Here is a 15,906-nt window from a genome sequence, read left to right on the forward strand (position 1 = left end):
GCGCAAGCGAAAGGCCCATTGATGAAAGTCCGTGTCCACGTCAGCCTCAAGCCCGGCGTGCTCGACCCGCAGGGTCGCGCCGTGCATCATGCCCTCGAAGGCCTGGGCTTCTCCGGGATCGAGGACGTCCGCGTGGGACGGTTGATCGAACTGGACGTCGCCGACGGAACCAGCGACGAAGCGCTCGACGAAATGTGTCGCAAGCTGCTCGCCAACACGGTGATCGAGAACTACCGCATAGAGAAGGCCGCCTGATGAGCTTCCGCGCCACTGTCGTCACGTTTCCCGGTTCAAACTGCGACCGCGACATGGCGGTGGCAATCGAGCGCATTTCCGGCACTGCCCCGCTACGCGTGTGGCATGCCGACGCCGAGCTCCCCGACAGGCTCGACTTCATCGCCCTGCCTGGCGGCTTCTCCTACGGGGACTACCTGCGCTCAGGTGCCATGGCGGCGAACAGCCCGATCATGCAGTCGGTCAAGGCTGCCGCAGATCGTGGCGTGCCAGTGCTGGGCATCTGCAACGGTTTCCAGGTCCTGACCGAAGCGGGTCTGTTGCCTGGCGCACTGCTGCGCAATGCGGGCCAGAACTTCATCTGCCGGACGGTCGCCCTGACGGTCGAGAACAGCCAATCGCTATTCACCTCGGGCTATGACACGGGACAGGCCATCGCCATCCCGGTCGCCCACCACGATGGCAACTATTACGCCGATGACGCAACACTCGATCGGCTCGAAGGCGAAGGCCGGGTTGCGTTCCGCTATGCGGAGTCGGTGAACGGGTCGGCGCGCGACATCGCCGGCGTGCTCAACGATGCCGGCAATGTTCTGGGGATGATGCCGCACCCGGAACGGGCGGTCGATAAAGCGCATGGCGGTACCGACGGTGCCGCCCTGTTCGAAAGTGTGGTGAAGGCGCTGGTCGAGGCCTGATCAGGCCTTTTTTCGCTCCGGCCCGCCATGCGGGCGGCCGAAGATCAAACGAGCATCTGCAGCGGGCATCGGACGCCCGAAGTGAAAGCCCTGGATCTTGGTGCAGCCAAGCTGCCTGATCATTTCGGCTTCGTCATCATTCTCGACACCTTCGGCCGTTGTCGTCATGCCAAGGCTGTCGGCCATGGCCACGACGGCCCGGATAATCGCCAGCGACTCGGGACTGTGCTGCGCTGCACCCTGCACGAAGATGCGATCAACCTTGATGGTCGAGAACTTGAGCTTGCGCAGGTAGCCGAGCGAGGAATAGCCGGTGCCGAAGTCGTCGAGCGCAACCGAGCAGCCAAGCGCCATGCATTGTTCCAGCGCCTTTCGGGCAATGCTGGCATCGCGCAGGAAGATGCTCTCGGTCACTTCGATTTCAAGCCGCTTGGGATCAAGGCCGCTCTGTGAAAGGGCCCGCACCACGGTGGTTGCGAATTCCGGTTCGAGCAATTGTTCGGGCGAGACGTTGACGTTGATCTTCACGTTCTCGGGCCAGCTAGCCGCCGCCTCGTTGCAGGCCTGCTGCAGGACCCAGGTACCGATCGGCACGATCAGGCGGGTATCCTCTGCCAGAGGAATGAATTTGGCCGGGCTTACGGAGCCGTGTTCGCTGCTGTTCCAGCGCACCAGCGCCTCGAAGCCGACGACTTCCTCCGTCTTTGCGTCGACGACCGGCTGGTAGTGAAGCAGTAGCTCGTTCTTCTCGAGCGCGCTGCGCAACGAGTTTTCAAGCCGACGCTTTTCCTCGGCATTGGCGTGAAGCAGAGGCTCATAGTCGCAATGTTCACCGCCGCCGGCATCCTTCGCACGATAGAGGGCAAGATCGGCGTTGCGCAGCAACTCTTCGACGGTGTGGCCGTCGCGCGGCCCGATTGCAGAGCCTACGCTTGCGCCAACATAGAGGATCTGGTTCTCGATCTCATAGGGCTCGGACAGGCGTTTGATCACTGCACGGGCGAGAGTGTCGATACGCCGCTTGTCGGAGGCATCGCGGATGACAATGCCGAACTCGTCCCCACCCAGACGCCCGCAAATCTCACCTTCGTGGATCATGCCTTTGAGGCGACTGGCGACTTGCGCCAGCATCTGGTCGCCAACGAGGTGCCCAAGGGAGTCATTCACCGCTTTGAAGCGGTCGAGATCGACCATCAGGAAAGCACAGCGTGTACGCCAATGCTCGGCGTATTTCAGGGCATCGCCCAATGCCTCGTTGATCATCAAGCGGTTCGGCAGAGATGTGAGCGTGTCGTAGCGCGCAAGGTAAGCAATCTTTTCCGAAGACTCGCGCTTTTCGGTGACGTCCGAACCGACCCCGCGCCAGCCCTGGAAAGTCCCGTTCTCGTCGATGATGGGCGTGCCAGATAGCTCCCACCAACGGAGCCCGTTTTCGAGCGAAACGCTCACCAGCAGATCCGAGAACGGCTCCTTACGCTTCAACTTGTCGGCGAATTCACGCACGCCTTCGCCATTGCCGGCGTTGCCCCAATTCGTACCCGCAATCAGTTCGAAGAAGGACATGCCTTCGAGTTGCGAGGCGGTCTTCCCAAGCGCGAAGGCAAAGCGCGGAGAAACCGCCTGGAGCCGACGACGCGTATCGATTTGCCACAGCCAGTCCGCCTGGTTCTCCTCGAACTCGCGCAGCAGCATGGAAACGACTTCACTTTTTTCCTGGATCGCCGCCTGTCCGATACGAGCGTCGACGGCTACCCGGGCGTTCTCGATCAGGCCAAAGACGGCAAAGAAGACGGTCGTCAGGACAACCACAGCCATCGTGCCGTTCGATGTAGCGAGGGCCGCAACCAAGCCGCCGACGCCAATCGCGAAGGAAAAGACGATCGAACTCAGTGGCGCGCTGAAGCGACTTATTGCCGATGCGAGCACGAGCACCGCTGCGATGCTCCAAACGAGTTCCAGCTTGTCTCCCTGTCCGGCGTGGGCGAAAACCATCAGGGCGATCGCCCAGACCACGCCCTTGGCGCCCGATGCAACGGCATGGCGACGCATGTCCTCCACACCGTAGTGGGTGATATCGGCGGTAGCAGCGCCCTTGTCCTCCGAAACCGCCATGAGCACGGCGAAGAGAAGCGCGATACCCCATGCCGTCAGAAGTAGCGGACTGACGTTGCCCCACAGGGCCCCAATGCAAAGCAGGAACGCCAGCGTATGGGCCGCCGCCCGAACGTTGGTCCGACTTCGAACAAGCGCGTACTGGTAGCCATGCGCGCGGGCCCAATCGGTACCCGCAGGCGTATCCAGTCCAATAGCCTGCCTGATAGACAGTGTCGGCTTTGGCGCCGAATTATCCGAACCGAACTCGCTCACGATCGGCAGGGTTAACCCTCAATGGTTATCCCTCCGTAAAATTCCGCTCGATTTCGGTCCAAAAATTCATGGGACGGCTAGGGCGACTAGCTGACCCGACTTGGCACGAAAAACCAAGAGTTTCAACGACACATCGCGGCGATTACAGGGCCGGCTGGCGTACTGTATCCGGGTCGGCCGTCATTCGACTGTCACAGACTTGGCGAGGTTTCGCGGCTGGTCGACGTCGGTCCCCTTCACGCAGGCGACGTGATAGGCCAACAATTGCACCGGAATGGCGTAGACCAGCGGCGCGATCAGGGGATGGACGCGCGGCATTTCGATTGTTGCGAGGCAACCTTCGCCGGCCTCTTCCAGCCCTTCTGCATCGGAAATCAACACGATCTTGCCACCCCGAGCTCGGACCTCTTCCATATTGGATACGGTCTTCTCGAAAAGGGGACCGGAGGGTGCCAGGACGATCACCGGAACCGCCTCGTCGATCAATGCGATCGGGCCGTGCTTCATCTCACCTGACGCATAGCCTTCGGCGTGGATATAGCTGATTTCCTTGAGTTTGAGTGCCCCTTCCATGGCGAGCGGATAGTCTGGACCACGCCCTAGATAGAGCACGTCCCGAGCGGGTGCGATTAGGTGCGCCATCGACGCGATATCGTCGTCATGGTCCAACGCAGCGTTGAGCGCTGCAGGAGCTTCGAGCAAATGCCCGACGACTTCCTGCTCCTCTGCCCGCGTCATCAACCCCTTCTTCACGGCCATATGCGCGGCCAGCGCAGCGAGAACCGCCAACTGGCAGGTAAAAGCCTTGGTCGAGGCCACGCCGATCTCGGGCCCCGCATGGGTTGGCAACAGCAAATCGGCCTCGCGCGCCATCGAGCTGGTCGGTACATTCACCACGACACCGATGGTCTGCCCCATCGCCTTGCAATGGCGCAGTGCCGCGAGCGTATCGGCGGTCTCACCGCTCTGAGAGATGAACAGCGCCAGCCCGCCATCCTCAAGGACCGGTTCGCGATATCGAAACTCAGAAGCGAAATCGATGTCCACCGGAACCCGGGCAAACTGCTCGAACCAGTATTTCGCGACCATCCCTGCATAGTAGGAGGTGCCGCAGGCGACGATGGTAACGCGTTTGATCGCCGAGATATCGAAATCGAACTGGGGTAGCGCGACCGAATTGTCCGATTGACGCAAGTAGGAACCAAGCGTCTGCGCGACCACGGTGGGCTGCTCGAAGATCTCCTTCTGCATGAAGTGGCGGTAATTGCCCTTTTCAACCGCTGCGGCGGAAGCTCCCGATAGCTGGATCGGCCGCTCGACCACTTCGCCGGCTTCGTCATGGATCTCGGCATTTTCGTGGGTCACTACGACCCAGTCCCCCTCTTCGAGATAGGCGATGTGCTGGGTCAAGGGCGCAAGCGCCAGGGCATCGGAGCCGAGATACATCTCGCCCTTGCCATACCCCAGCACCAGCGGCGAACCGCGGCGCGCGCCGATAAGCAGGTCGGGATGGTCGCGAAAGGCAATGGCCAGGGCAAAGGCACCACGGAGGCGCGGCAGGACCTCTTGCACGGCCTCGCGTGGGCTTGCCCCCGCCTCGACCTGCATCGAGATCAGGTGTGCAACCACTTCGCTGTCGGTTTCGCTCTCCAGCCTGCGCCCCGCTGCGGTCAGCTCGGCCTTGAGTTCCTTGAAGTTCTCGATGATCCCGTTGTGGACCAGCGCGACATGATCGGTCGCGTGAGGATGTGCGTTCTTCGCCGTTGGCGCCCCATGCGTTGCCCAGCGTGTGTGGGCTATGCCGACATCCCCGCTGGCAGGGTCTGCAGCGAGTACCCGTGTGAGATTTGTCAGCTTGCCCTCGGCACGACGGCGGACCAGCGCGCCACCATGCACGGTGCAGATCCCCGCGCTGTCATAGCCGCGATACTCCATCCGCCTCAGACCATCGACGAGCCGATCAGCGACCGCTTCCTTACCGACGATACCGATGATTCCGCACATGAGATGCTTGTCCTGTCAGAGAGTGTAGGGAATGCGGATACCCGGCATCTCTGCCGGGAAGTCCTTGATATTGCGCGTAACCAGCACCCGGCCCCGGATGAGAGCAGTTGCCAGCACGATGGCGTCGGGGAGCCTTAGCTGGGGTCGTTCACGCCGCAGCGACGCGGCGCGTTCGGCAATCTGCTCATCGACCTCGTCAATTGCAAACCCCGACAGAAAATCGACCGTTCGGCGCAGGACCTCGCCAGAGCCTTTCGACATCACCTCGAGCCAGACCACGCGACTGATCCAGAGCCGGCCGCCGCGGCCCAGGGCCCGTTCGATTTCGGAGCGGGCTTCGGGAATGCCGCGCAAGGCATCAACCACAATGTTGCTGTCGAAGGTAAAGCCGGTCACTTGCGCGATCGCCCCTGCGCTTGTTCGGCGAGCCAGGCCTCATGTCTCGCGCGTTCGCGATCATCATCTTCGTCGAACGGCTGGGTATTCTCGGCGCGCACGTCAGCGTAGTCCTCGTCCCATGGGCGCGTCCATGCAGCACGATCAAGGCGCTGCCATTCGACGGCATCGTCGATGTCGCTGCGGTGTTTCCACGCGCCAAAGCCGCGCTCAAGCCAGCTGGTCGAATTCTCTCCGCGATAGGCGCTGACCGCCTCACGCAGGATCGCCGCACGGGACTTGCCCTGCTCTTCCGCCAGGCGGTCGAGCCACTTGATATCGTCATCGGGAAGGTCAGCGAGGATTCGGGTCATTGATATTGCGATATCATATCATGATATCGTGTCAATCGGTGCCTGGCTCGAGCACTGTCGTGGGCTGCCGGATCATCCCGCCTCTCGCCATGCCCCGATGGTGACCGGACGTTAACTTGCCCGCGGCTACGGGCGCGTGTCCGGGAGGTGCGCCGATCAGTTTTCGGCCCGCTCGACTGGGTGGGAATTAAGGAAAAAACAAGGTTTCTAACTTATTCACCACTGCAAGATATGCAGGTCTCGCCGGTTTCCGGTTGGACAGGCGCAGCACACATCAAGAATCTCCCCGGGGGTAATGGAATGAGCGCATTCGGACGGAAGAACGGACCGGCAGGCATGGCCACCGGTGCACGTCCGCAGTTCGGTGTTGCCCGCCCCATGCGTGGCGGTGCGCCTGCGCCAAGTGCGCCGGAAGGTGGTGATCAATTCCCGCCGATCCCTGCGGAAAGCGCACCTCAGCCGACGTCCAATCCCAAGAACGCCGCCGACGCCATGTCGCGCCTCGATGACCGGATGAACACCGACCATTCGGGCGAATCGCAGGTCGGCGGGTTCGAGGCGAGCGTCCATAAAATCAAGGAACAGGTGCTACCGCGCCTGCTCGAACGCGTCGATCCGGAGGCGGCGGCGACGCTGACCAAGGACGAACTGTCCGAAGAATTCCGCCCGATCATCTTGGAAGTGCTGGCCGAACTCAAGGTCACGCTCAACCGGCGCGAGCAGTTCGCGCTGGAAAAGGTGCTGGTTGACGAGTTGCTCGGTTTCGGTCCGCTGGAAGAGCTGCTCAATGATCCCGACGTGTCGGACATCATGGTCAACGGGCCCGAACAAACCTACATCGAAAAGAAGGGTAAGCTGCAGCTCGCTGGCATCAAGTTCCGCGACGAACAGCACCTGTTCCAGATCGCACAGCGCATCGTGAACCAGGTCGGCCGCCGCGTCGACCAGACCACGCCGCTGGCCGACGCCCGTCTCAAGGACGGTTCGCGTGTGAACGTGATCGTGCCGCCGCTGTCGCTCAAGGGCACCGCGATCTCGATTCGTAAGTTCTCCGAGAAACCGATCACCATCGACATGCTCAAGGACTTCGGTTCGATGAGCGAAAAGATGGCGACCGCGCTCAAGATCGCCGGCGCGTGCCGGATGAACGTCGTCATCTCGGGCGGTACGGGCTCGGGTAAGACGACCATGCTCAACGCCCTGTCGAAGATGATCGACCCGGGCGAACGCGTGCTGACGATCGAGGACGCGGCCGAACTTCGCCTGCAGCAGCCGCACTGGCTGCCGCTCGAAACGCGTCCTCCGAACCTTGAAGGTCAGGGCGCGATTACCATCGGCGACCTGGTGAAGAACGCCCTGCGTATGCGCCCTGACCGCATCATCCTGGGCGAAATTCGTGGCGCGGAGTGTTTCGACCTTCTCGCCGCAATGAACACCGGCCACGACGGTTCGATGTGTACGCTCCACGCCAACAGCCCGCGTGAGTGCCTGGGCCGTATGGAAAACATGATCCTGATGGGCGACATCAAGATCCCGAAGGAAGCAATTTCGCGCCAGATCGCCGAGTCGGTCGACCTTATCGTTCAGGTGAAACGACTTCGCGACGGTTCACGCCGCACCACCAACATCACCGAGGTGATCGGGATGGAAGGCGATGTGATCGTGACGCAGGAACTGTTCAAGTTCGAGTATCTCGACGAGAGCGAGGACGGCAAGATCCTTGGCGAATTCCGCTCGAGTGGCCTGCGCCCCTACACGCTCGAGAAGGCTCGCCAGTTCGGCTTCGACCAAGCCTATCTGGAAGCCTGCCTATAAAGCAAGTTGGCGCCGGAATACGGCGTTACCTTACAATCATCCCGGACAGAATCGCGCTAGAAGCATGGCATCGAATGGACGATGTCATGCTTCAGAAACTTTTCTCGCACCGCAGCCCGAACAAGCAACGACCCGAAGATCTGCGCGATCTCCAGCGCGAGCGTCATTTCGAAGCGCTGCTGATGCAATCCTGGACCGAAATGCGAGCCCGCGCCCCGCGCCCGCAACGCTAGGTCAGTCGGTCAGTACGACCGGCAAGGATATTACCAGCAGGCCGAACCCAATCACGCCGAAGGTGAGGAGCAGCCCGATCCAGGGTACCCAACCGATGCGATTGATCTGCGCGCGCCGCATCCGTCGCCGTTCCATCACTGAGCAGGTCGCGGCCAGCAAGAGGAAGAGGCCGCCCCACAGTGAGAGCAGGTCGGCTTCGCTGGCGAAGCGGATGGTGTCGGGAATGTGCACGGCGCGTCATATGGGCGTGCACTTTGACGGCTGCAATCTCCTCGCTTGCATCGCCGCCTGACACGTCTACTCGCCAGCAATATGATGGCGACGCGAGAACACCCCCACCACCGGCCGTTCTTCGCCCTGGCGCTTCGCCTGTGCTCCGCCTTCGTACTTGCGGCGCTGCTGGCTTGCGTAAAACTCGCCAGCCAGAGCGGCATCCACCTCGCCGAGATCATGTTCTGGCGACAACTGCCAACTATCCCGATCCTGCTCACGTGGTTTGCGCTCCGCGGACAGCTCGACGTGCTGAAAACCAGGCGGACGGCATCGCATGCCCGCCGCTCCGGCTTCGGACTGGTCGGCATGGCGCTGAACTTCGGCGCGGCGACGCTCCTGCCGCTCGCCGTTGCAACCACACTGAACTACAGTTCGGCGATCTTCGCGGTCCTGCTGTCGGCGCTTGTGTTGCGCGAACCAACCGGGCCATGGCGCTGGAGCGCCGTCGCACTGGGCTTCGCCGGCGTGGCCATCATCGCACAGCCGTGGGGGAATGAACTGCCGCTGCTAGGTGCAACGATCGCATTGGGTGCCGCCTTCATGATTGCGCTGATATCCGTCCAGCTACGCGACCTTGGGCGTACCGATCACCCCCTGACGATCGTGTTCTATTTCTCGCTTTTCACGGTACCGGTTCTCGCCTTGGCGATGCCCTTCGTCGCCAAGTCGCATACGCCCCAGCAATGGCTCCTGCTGCTCGCTTGCGGGGTAATCGGGCTGCTGGGCCAGGCGCTGCTGACTGCCGCGCTGCGCTATGGAGCGGTCGCCAGCGTGATCGTCATGGACTACACAGGCCTTGTCTGGGCCACGCTGTTCGGCTGGCTGGTCTTCGCCAACATCCCACCTGCCACGACCTGGATCGGCGCGCCGCTGGTGATCGGCGCCGGCATCTTGATCGCATGGCGCGAACATCGGCTTGGACAGCGGGAACCGCGAGAGGTACAGGCCGTTTCATCGCAATAGTATTTTTGACCGAGCCCTTCGGGAAAGGACCACACATGCGCAAGATCATGCTCGTACTCGGCCTCGCCGCCATGACCCTCGGCACCGCCGCCTGCAATACCGTCAAAGGCCTTGGCCGCGACATCGAATCGGTCGGCCAGGCAGGCGACGACGTCACCTGAGGCTCAACTCTCCAAGGCATGGACGCCCGCCTGCTGTGGCGGGCGTTTTCAGTTCAGGCGTTCAATTGACCTGTCGGTCACGCCCTTCCCAATAGGGTGCACGCAGTTCCCGGCGCAGGATCTTGCCGCTCGCATTACGCGGCAGGACATCGATGACGTCGATCGACTTGGGTACCTTGAACCCGGCCAAACGCTCGCGCGTCCAGGCGATGATATCGTTGGGATCCAGGTCAGCGCCCGGCTTGGGCACGACACAGGCCTTGACCGCTTCGCCCCAGGTATCGTCCGGCACGCCGATCACAGCCACCTCAGCCACTGCAGGGTGTCCATAGATCGCGCTTTCGACCTGCGCCGGATAGACGTTCTCACCGCCAGAGATGATCATGTCCTTCATGCGGTCCTGGATATAGACGTAGCCGTCCTCATCCATATAGGCCGCATCCCCGGTGTGCATCCAACCGTCGATCAGCGCGGAAGCGGTCGCATCGGGCAGGTTCCAGTAACCGGCCATGTTCGACGGGCTCTTGACGATCAGTTCGCCGACTTCGCCGCGCGGCAATTCCTGCCCGTCCTCGCCGACGACCCGCAGTTCCGTTCCCGGAACCGCCCTGCCCGCGCTGCGCATCCGTTGGTTGCCGTCAAGCACGTGATCATCGGGCGGTAGCATAGCGATGGTGCCGGTGGTTTCGGTCATGCCGTAACATTGCAGGAAGCCTGCATCCGGCATGGTCTTCACCGCCTCGCGCAGCAGATCGAGCGGGATCGGCGCAGCGCCGTACATGACATACTTCACCGCCGAGAAATCGGTGGTCTTCGCGAGCGGATGCTGGATCACCATCTGTAGTGCAGCAGGGACGATGAACAGCCGGGTGATGCCTTGTTCGAAAGCCTGCAGCACACCCGCCGGCGTGAATTCGGCCTGCACGATGCCGCGAATGCCGGCGGCGATGGCCATAATGCCCAGCCCGGTACCGCCAATGTGCGCGCAGGGCATGCAGACCAGGATCGCTTCATCCTCATCCCATTTCGACCAGGGTTGGCCGGCCTCTTCGGCCGGCATGCGCAGCGCGAAGAGGTTGCGGTTGGTCAGGACTGCACCCTTGGGATTGCCCGTGGTTCCCGAGGTGTAGAGCTGGAGCACCGCATCGTCGGGTCCGGCAGGCTCGAAATCATTGGCCGGTGCAACTGCGATCTCTGCCATGGCGGTTGGAGTGTCGATCACCTCGGGTGGCGATTCCATCTGCTGGCAGGAGAGAGCGGCAAGTTCGTCAAAGTCGTGATCGATGAACAGCGCCTTGGCCCCGGTGTCGCCAAGAATGTAGGCAATTTCCGGTGCCGCGAGGCGCCAACCGATGGGGACCATCACGATACCGGCGCGCGCCGCTGCATAGAACAGTTCGAAATAGTGGCGGGCGTTCTTGCCAAGCCAGGCGATTCGATCGCCCTTGCCGATCCCGTGCGCGGCCAACATCGCCACGATCCGCCGCGTCCGATTCTCCAGTTCGGCGAAAGTAATCGCCTTGCCGTCCTGCTCGAGTGCCGTGGCATCAGGCTTCTCCTGCGCCCAATGCCCGATCAGCTCGTCAAAAGTCAGCCGCTGCTTCTCCACCTTCATCCCCTCCGCTGTTTTCAGCCTCGGGTGGCATCATGGCATGTCGGTTGCGTCTTGCAACCAGCTATTCCCAGCGCCCCTGCTCGCGCGCGCGCTTTTCACGGATCAGCAACCACAGGAACAATCCAATCGGGCCTGCCATGAAGGTTGCCAGCAGGATTGGTGCCTGCACCCAGCGGGTAAAGCCCTTCGCATCGGCATCGCGGGCAATCCACACACCGACAAACAGATCGAAGGCGAGATAGTGTATCCACCCGACGGTTACCCCACCGTCGCTGGCGAAGATCGCCCGGACCCCCTCGATGCTGCTGAAGTTCGCCGAAGGGCCTCCACCGACTGGGTCGAGCACGCCCCACAGGATGCCGACCAGCCCAACGGCATAGGCCATGCACAGCAGCCCCACACCGAGGTAGAGGGTCGCCGCGAGCAACGCTGGCCAGCGCGGCAAGAGGATCAGCGACGCCCACATAATCATCGCCAAGCCATTCGCCAGACTGAATGCAATTTCCCACATGGATCAGGTCCCTCTCTCCGTTCGGCGCCGCCACCAGCTTGCCAGCAGGCTACCCAGGACTACGTGATAGACCGCCGAAATCGCGCTGGGAACCGGGGCCAAGGCGGCCTGCATCGGGTTGGCGAATTGCGCGGCGAAACTCGGGGCGGCGGCAAGGGTGGAGCCAAGACCGCTGTTCTGCATGCCTACTTCGATGCTGGCCGTGCGCGCGACCTGCTCGTCGAAGCCGAACAGGCGCGTCAGGACATAGCCCAGTGCAAAGCCCGTCGCATGGAGCAGGAACAAGGCGACCAGCAAAACGCCGGCGTGCATGCTGATCAGGTCCTTCGAACGCGCGACGATCGCCCCGACAATCAGCACGACGAGCAGGATCGAAACCAAGGGAGCGATCGGTTCGACCCAGCGTGTGACCGTGGGCAACAACGCCCGCAAGGCAACACCCACCACCACAGGCACCAGAACCACCGCTATCATCGACTGGAACAGCGCCCAGCGATCGATGTCGACGAACACCCCGGCAAGCGATCCTGCCAGCAAGGGTGTGGCGAAAACTGCCACCGTGGTGGAGGCCATGGTCATGGTCACCGAAAGGGCGACGTTGGCGCGCGCGAGAAAGGCCACGACATTGGAAGCCGTTCCGCCCGGGCAACAAGCGACCAGCACCAACCCTACCGCCAGCCCCATCTCAAGGCCCATCAGCTTCGCCAGGGCAAATCCTGCGAGCGGCATGATCGTGAACTGCAACGCGACGCCCGCAAGCACCGCCTTCGGCAATCGCAGCACACGCCTGAAGTCTTCGACCGTCAGGGAAAGGCCCATGCCCAGCATGACCACGCCAAGCATCACACTGACCAATGGCTGTCCGAATGGCGCAAAGCGAGCATCGACCACCCACAGGAACAGCGGCGGGACGAACCACGCGAGAAGCGTTCCTGCGACAGTCCAGAAGGCAAAGAGCCGTGTCGCCAGTCCGATCATGCCCCCTCCCCTTCTGACAAACCCTAGGTCTGCTCCGGCTTGGCCAGTGCGCGGGCCGCGCGCAGTATCCCATCGTTGTCATGGACGAAGCGTCCGCGCGCCGCGCGCTTGGCCAGCGACATCGCAGCCTCCGCCACCGTCTCGGCGCGGATACCGCGATACTTGCGCATCCCCCCGTGCAGCATGAGGTTCAGCACGGGCGCGGCAAGTATGCCCATCCGCTCGGCCGGGCGATGATCATTGGGACGATTGCCGAGGAGGAGTCCGGGCTGGAGCACATCGAGCCGGTCGAAGCGCAGCTTGGCGAGGTCGCGCTCCACCTCGCCCTTGACCCGCAGATAGAAGGTCTTGGAGGCGAAATCCGCCCCGACCGAACTGACGTGGACGAACCGCCCGACGCCATGGTCCTTGGCAGCCTTTGCAACCGAAAGAACAAGGTCCTGGTCCACCGCCCGGAATGCCGCTTCGTCCTGTCCCGCCTTCTTCCAGGTCGTGCCGAGCGCACAGATGACCGCCTTCGGGCGCACCGCCTCGATCACTTCGCCCCAACGATCAGGCTCGGCGACGAACAGCTCCATGCGGATACCCTTGGGCAGCGGTGCCTCGCGCCGGGCAATGCCGGTCAGCCGCAGGTCTTCGCGCCCGATGCAGGCTTCCATCACCTTACCGCCGATCAGGCCGGTGGCGCCGACCAGTGCGATGCGCAGCGGCTCAGACATTGCTGAGCCCCTCGGGCGCGCGTCCATAGATGCGGCGTATCTGGTCGATGGCGTACCGATCAGTCATTCCCGCGATGAAATCGGCGATATGGCGGCTGCGCTCCGGCTCGCCCGCAGGCATCTGCGCGAGCCAGCTGTCCGGCATGGTAGAGGCGTCCTGGCTATAGGCGACGAATAGCCGGGCAATAACATCGCGAGCGCGCTCCGCAGTCGCGAGCTGTTCGGGGTGGCAATAGAGCCGGTCGTACATGAAGGCCTTCAACCGCCGCTCCTGCTCACGCATCGCGGGCGAGAAGGTAGCCAGCGCCTTGCCCGCCGATCGCACATCATCGACGCTGCCGATGCCCTTCACTTGCTCGCGCGTCTGGGTGAGCACATCGTTGACCATTAGCCCGATCTGCGTGCGGACGAGCTCGCGCAACTGCCGATCGCGGTTGGCATGCGGGAAACGCCGCTCGACCGCCCGCCACTGGTCGGCCAGAAGATCGAGCGTGAGCAGGTCATCGAGCTCTAGGAAGCCCGCGCGCAAGCCATCGTCGATGTCGTGATTGTCATAGGCAATGTCGTCGGCAATCGCCGCGACTTGCGCTTCGAGCGAGCTCCACTCACCGAGATCGAGCGGGAATGCCTCGTCGACCTGCGCCAGCGCCCAGTTAGGGGCGCTAACCGGGCCATTGTGCTTGGCCAATCCCTCGAGCGTCTCCCAGGTCAGGTTGAGCCCGTCGTGCTCGCAATAGGGGCTCTCGAGCCGCGCCAGGGTGCGGATGACCTGTGCGTTGTGATCGTAGCCCCCGGCATGGACCATCGCTTCTTCAAGCGCTTTCTCGCCGGCATGGCCGAAGGGCGGGTGGCCGATGTCATGCCCCAGGCACAGCGCCTCGGTCAGATCTTCGTCGAGGCCCAGCTCGCGCGCGATCACCCGGCCGATCTGGGCCACTTCGATGCTGTGCGTCAGGCGCGTGCGGTAGTGATCGCCGTCGGGCGCGATGAAAACCTGGGTCTTGGAGCGCAAGCGGCGGAAGGCGATCGAATGGACGATGCGATCGCGATCGCGCTGGAACTCGCTGCGCGGCCCACGCGAGCCATCACGGTTCTCGGCAAATTCGCGCCCGCGGCTCTTGGCGGGATCAGCGGCGTAGCGGGCTCTTTCCATCGGTGGCGCGAGGCTTAGGTGAGCGGCCGCCACCCGACAACGTGAACAGACCGCGAACCACGGGGGTTATCGGCAAAAAGAAAGGGCCACGCGGTAGATACCGCGCAGCCCATTCAGGTTACGACAGCCAACTGGTTAGTTGATGCCGATCATGTCCGGATTGTTATCCGGATCTCCACTGACAGGTCCGCCATTCGAGATTCCGCCGAGCAGCAGCAGGCCCGCAGCATGCGGGCTGGCCATCGAGGTGCCCGAAAGCGTTGCGTAGCCGCCGTCCTTGTAGGTCGAGTAGATCGAAGAACCCGGCTCCGCATAGTCGATGGGCGGATTGCCGTAATTCGAGAAGCTCGACCACTTGTCACCCTTCGCAAAGGACGAGATGGTGTAGATGTTCGCCCCATTGGCCGATGCGGGCGACCGGGTGTTCGCATCCGTGCTCTCATTCCCCGCGGCGATTGCGAACTTCAGGCCGCTGCCGGCCGCCGTTACTACCGCATCGTTGAGCGCCTGGCTGAACCCTCCACCGAGGCTCATGTTGGCGACATCGCCCGTCGAAAAATTGTCGGCTGCGTAATCGATGCCCGCGATCACGCCGCTGTTCGACCCGGAACCGTTGCGGGTCAGTACCTTGACCGGGACGACCTTGATCCCCGGCGCTACGCCATAGACCCCGATGCCATTGCCCCGTTTGGCGCCGATAATGCCGGCGACATGGGTGCCGTGGCCGTTAAGGTCGTTGCCGTCGCTTTCGCGCGTGAAGCTGGCTGCGCGGCTCGTGTCGACGTTCAGGTCCGGATGGTCGTAGTCGATGCCGGTATCGATCACCCATGCGGTCTTGGTGATGCCGGTCAGGCCACCGCCGACGCGCACGACACCCCAGGGATCGGTCTCTGGAGGAGGAGACCCGCCACCGCCGCCGGGCTTCTTGCCCCTGCCCTGGGCATCGATGCTCATCAGCTGATCCTGCTCGCAATAGGCGATGCGCGGATTGTTCGCCTGCATCCTGCTGATGCCTTGGGCCGACGCATTGATCGAGAAACCGCGAATGGTGTTCTGGTAGGTGAATCCTACGCGCCCTCCAGCGGCATTGGCCGACCGAGCGGCTTCAGCCCGAACATTGCTCTTCGCGACCAGGCCCGGATTGAAAACGCAGATATAGGCGTTGTCGATCTTGGCTCCCTTAGCCGCAGTCGATTGGGCCGTGCCGGTCGAAACCGAGCCGGCACTGGCAAGCGCGACGGCGCTAACGGCCGCAATACGCCCGACGGAAATTTTCATGATGCGAGTCCCTTCCCCCATGAAGTGGAAGGTGCAGCATGGACCCAGACAAGGAGGTCACAAGGGGTTGATGGTTAATTTGGGCTAAAAAATTCCCGGTGTCGCCGAAAAGTCGCAGCGGAAGCCCCCATCCTCAGCACGGATTGCATCCCAT

General features: G+C 62.5%; 17 protein-coding genes. 6 read left to right on the plus strand and 11 right to left on the minus strand.

Annotated elements, in window-relative coordinates; genetic code table 11:
* The first annotated feature begins 21 nt into the window (after positions 1-21).
* Complete coding sequence (gene purS / locus HQR01_RS00675; RefSeq protein ID WP_173211887.1) at positions 22-255, plus strand: phosphoribosylformylglycinamidine synthase subunit PurS; 234 nt, start codon at positions 22-24, stop codon at positions 253-255.
* The gene (purQ, locus tag HQR01_RS00680; RefSeq protein ID WP_173211888.1) at positions 255-932 is read left to right on the plus strand and encodes a phosphoribosylformylglycinamidine synthase subunit PurQ; all 678 of its coding nucleotides are present in this window, start codon (positions 255-257) and stop codon (positions 930-932) included. Before purS ends, purQ begins: the two co-directional genes overlap by 1 nt.
* Here the strand turns inward: purQ and HQR01_RS00685 are convergent, their stop codons facing one another.
* The 4 genes from HQR01_RS00685 to HQR01_RS00700 all read right to left on the minus strand — a co-directional run bounded on the left by HQR01_RS00685 (position 933) and on the right by HQR01_RS00700 (position 6,052).
* Complete coding sequence (locus HQR01_RS00685) at positions 933-3,299, minus strand: putative bifunctional diguanylate cyclase/phosphodiesterase (RefSeq protein ID WP_234030206.1); 2,367 nt, start codon at positions 3,297-3,299, stop codon at positions 933-935.
* Between the two features lie 180 nt (positions 3,300-3,479).
* Complete coding sequence (gene glmS, locus HQR01_RS00690) at positions 3,480-5,303, minus strand: glutamine--fructose-6-phosphate transaminase (isomerizing) (RefSeq protein ID WP_173211889.1); 1,824 nt, start codon at positions 5,301-5,303, stop codon at positions 3,480-3,482.
* A gap of 15 nt (positions 5,304-5,318) precedes the next feature.
* Positions 5,319-5,699 (minus strand): type II toxin-antitoxin system VapC family toxin, encoded by a 381-nt coding sequence (locus HQR01_RS00695; protein ID WP_173211890.1) that lies wholly within the window; start codon positions 5,697-5,699, stop codon positions 5,319-5,321.
* Positions 5,696-6,052 (minus strand): ribbon-helix-helix domain-containing protein, encoded by a 357-nt coding sequence (locus HQR01_RS00700; protein ID WP_173211891.1) that lies wholly within the window; start codon positions 6,050-6,052, stop codon positions 5,696-5,698. The genes HQR01_RS00695 and HQR01_RS00700 overlap by 4 nt, the downstream gene beginning before the upstream one ends.
* Positions 6,053-6,352: 300 nt before the next feature.
* Here HQR01_RS00700 and HQR01_RS00705 point away from each other — a divergent pair, with 300 nt between their 5' ends.
* Positions 6,353-7,867, plus strand: a complete 1,515-nt coding sequence (locus HQR01_RS00705; protein ID WP_173211892.1) for a CpaF family protein — start codon at positions 6,353-6,355, stop codon at positions 7,865-7,867.
* A gap of 86 nt (positions 7,868-7,953) precedes the next feature.
* A complete protein-coding gene (locus tag HQR01_RS00710; protein WP_173211893.1) occupies positions 7,954-8,100 on the plus strand; it encodes a hypothetical protein in 147 nt (48 codons plus the stop codon).
* A 1-nt stretch (position 8,101) separates the two neighbouring features.
* On the opposite strand, the gene HQR01_RS00715 is transcribed toward HQR01_RS00710, so the two are convergent.
* Positions 8,102-8,332, minus strand: coding sequence for a hypothetical protein (locus HQR01_RS00715; RefSeq protein WP_173211894.1), 231 nt, complete (start codon positions 8,330-8,332; stop codon positions 8,102-8,104).
* A gap of 81 nt (positions 8,333-8,413) precedes the next feature.
* Here HQR01_RS00715 and HQR01_RS00720 point away from each other — a divergent pair, with 81 nt between their 5' ends.
* Positions 8,414-9,337: a DMT family transporter gene (locus HQR01_RS00720; protein WP_173211895.1), complete on the plus strand. Its 924-nt coding sequence runs from the start codon at positions 8,414-8,416 to the stop codon at positions 9,335-9,337.
* Between the two features lie 35 nt (positions 9,338-9,372).
* Positions 9,373-9,498, plus strand: coding sequence for an entericidin A/B family lipoprotein (locus HQR01_RS00725; RefSeq protein WP_173211896.1), 126 nt, complete (start codon positions 9,373-9,375; stop codon positions 9,496-9,498).
* A 61-nt stretch (positions 9,499-9,559) separates the two neighbouring features.
* Here the strand turns inward: HQR01_RS00725 and HQR01_RS00730 are convergent, their stop codons facing one another.
* From HQR01_RS00730 to HQR01_RS00755, 6 genes are all read right to left on the minus strand, one after another.
* The gene (locus HQR01_RS00730; RefSeq protein WP_173211897.1) at positions 9,560-11,113 is read right to left on the minus strand and encodes a fatty acid--CoA ligase; all 1,554 of its coding nucleotides are present in this window, start codon (positions 11,111-11,113) and stop codon (positions 9,560-9,562) included.
* A 61-nt stretch (positions 11,114-11,174) separates the two neighbouring features.
* A complete protein-coding gene (locus tag HQR01_RS00735) occupies positions 11,175-11,624 on the minus strand; it encodes an ABA4-like family protein (protein ID WP_173211898.1) in 450 nt (149 codons plus the stop codon).
* 3 nt (positions 11,625-11,627) lie between these two features.
* The gene (locus tag HQR01_RS00740) at positions 11,628-12,602 is read right to left on the minus strand and encodes a bile acid:sodium symporter family protein (RefSeq protein WP_173211899.1); all 975 of its coding nucleotides are present in this window, start codon (positions 12,600-12,602) and stop codon (positions 11,628-11,630) included.
* Positions 12,603-12,625: 23 nt separating this feature from the next.
* On the minus strand, positions 12,626-13,321 hold the full coding sequence (locus tag HQR01_RS00745; protein WP_173211900.1) for an NAD(P)H-binding protein: 696 nt from the start codon (positions 13,319-13,321) through the stop codon (positions 12,626-12,628).
* Positions 13,314-14,474, minus strand: coding sequence for a deoxyguanosinetriphosphate triphosphohydrolase (locus tag HQR01_RS00750; RefSeq protein ID WP_173211901.1), 1,161 nt, complete (start codon positions 14,472-14,474; stop codon positions 13,314-13,316). The genes HQR01_RS00745 and HQR01_RS00750 overlap by 8 nt, the downstream gene beginning before the upstream one ends.
* A 135-nt stretch (positions 14,475-14,609) precedes the next feature.
* Complete coding sequence (locus tag HQR01_RS00755) at positions 14,610-15,752, minus strand: S8 family serine peptidase (protein WP_199800347.1); 1,143 nt, start codon at positions 15,750-15,752, stop codon at positions 14,610-14,612.
* Positions 15,753-15,906 lie beyond the last annotated feature (154 nt).

The organism is Erythrobacter mangrovi (assembly GCF_013260645.1).
Lineage (GTDB): Bacteria > Pseudomonadota > Alphaproteobacteria > Sphingomonadales > Sphingomonadaceae > Qipengyuania > Qipengyuania mangrovi.

Excerpts from the sequence above, each read along its gene's own strand:
- purS (WP_173211887.1), top strand. The coding sequence starts at position 22 with ATGAAAGTCCGTGTCCACGTCAGCCTCAAGCCCGGCGTGCTCGACCCG.
- HQR01_RS00730 (WP_173211897.1), bottom strand. The coding sequence starts at position 11,113 with ATGAAGGTGGAGAAGCAGCGGCTGACTTTTGACGAGCTGATCGGGCAT.
- HQR01_RS00735 (WP_173211898.1), bottom strand. The coding sequence starts at position 11,624 with ATGTGGGAAATTGCATTCAGTCTGGCGAATGGCTTGGCGATGATTATG.
- HQR01_RS00700 (WP_173211891.1), bottom strand. The coding sequence starts at position 6,052 with ATGACCCGAATCCTCGCTGACCTTCCCGATGACGATATCAAGTGGCTC.
- HQR01_RS00720 (WP_173211895.1), top strand. The coding sequence starts at position 8,414 with ATGATGGCGACGCGAGAACACCCCCACCACCGGCCGTTCTTCGCCCTG.
- HQR01_RS00725 (WP_173211896.1), top strand. The coding sequence starts at position 9,373 with ATGCGCAAGATCATGCTCGTACTCGGCCTCGCCGCCATGACCCTCGGC.
- HQR01_RS00755 (WP_199800347.1), bottom strand. The coding sequence starts at position 15,752 with ATGAAAATTTCCGTCGGGCGTATTGCGGCCGTTAGCGCCGTCGCGCTT.
- HQR01_RS00750 (WP_173211901.1), bottom strand. The coding sequence starts at position 14,474 with ATGGAAAGAGCCCGCTACGCCGCTGATCCCGCCAAGAGCCGCGGGCGC.
- HQR01_RS00745 (WP_173211900.1), bottom strand. The coding sequence starts at position 13,321 with ATGTCTGAGCCGCTGCGCATCGCACTGGTCGGCGCCACCGGCCTGATC.
- glmS (WP_173211889.1), bottom strand. The coding sequence starts at position 5,303 with ATGTGCGGAATCATCGGTATCGTCGGTAAGGAAGCGGTCGCTGATCGG.
- purQ (WP_173211888.1), top strand. The coding sequence starts at position 255 with ATGAGCTTCCGCGCCACTGTCGTCACGTTTCCCGGTTCAAACTGCGAC.
- HQR01_RS00740 (WP_173211899.1), bottom strand. The coding sequence starts at position 12,602 with ATGATCGGACTGGCGACACGGCTCTTTGCCTTCTGGACTGTCGCAGGA.
- HQR01_RS00705 (WP_173211892.1), top strand. The coding sequence starts at position 6,353 with ATGAGCGCATTCGGACGGAAGAACGGACCGGCAGGCATGGCCACCGGT.
- HQR01_RS00710 (WP_173211893.1), top strand. The coding sequence starts at position 7,954 with ATGCTTCAGAAACTTTTCTCGCACCGCAGCCCGAACAAGCAACGACCC.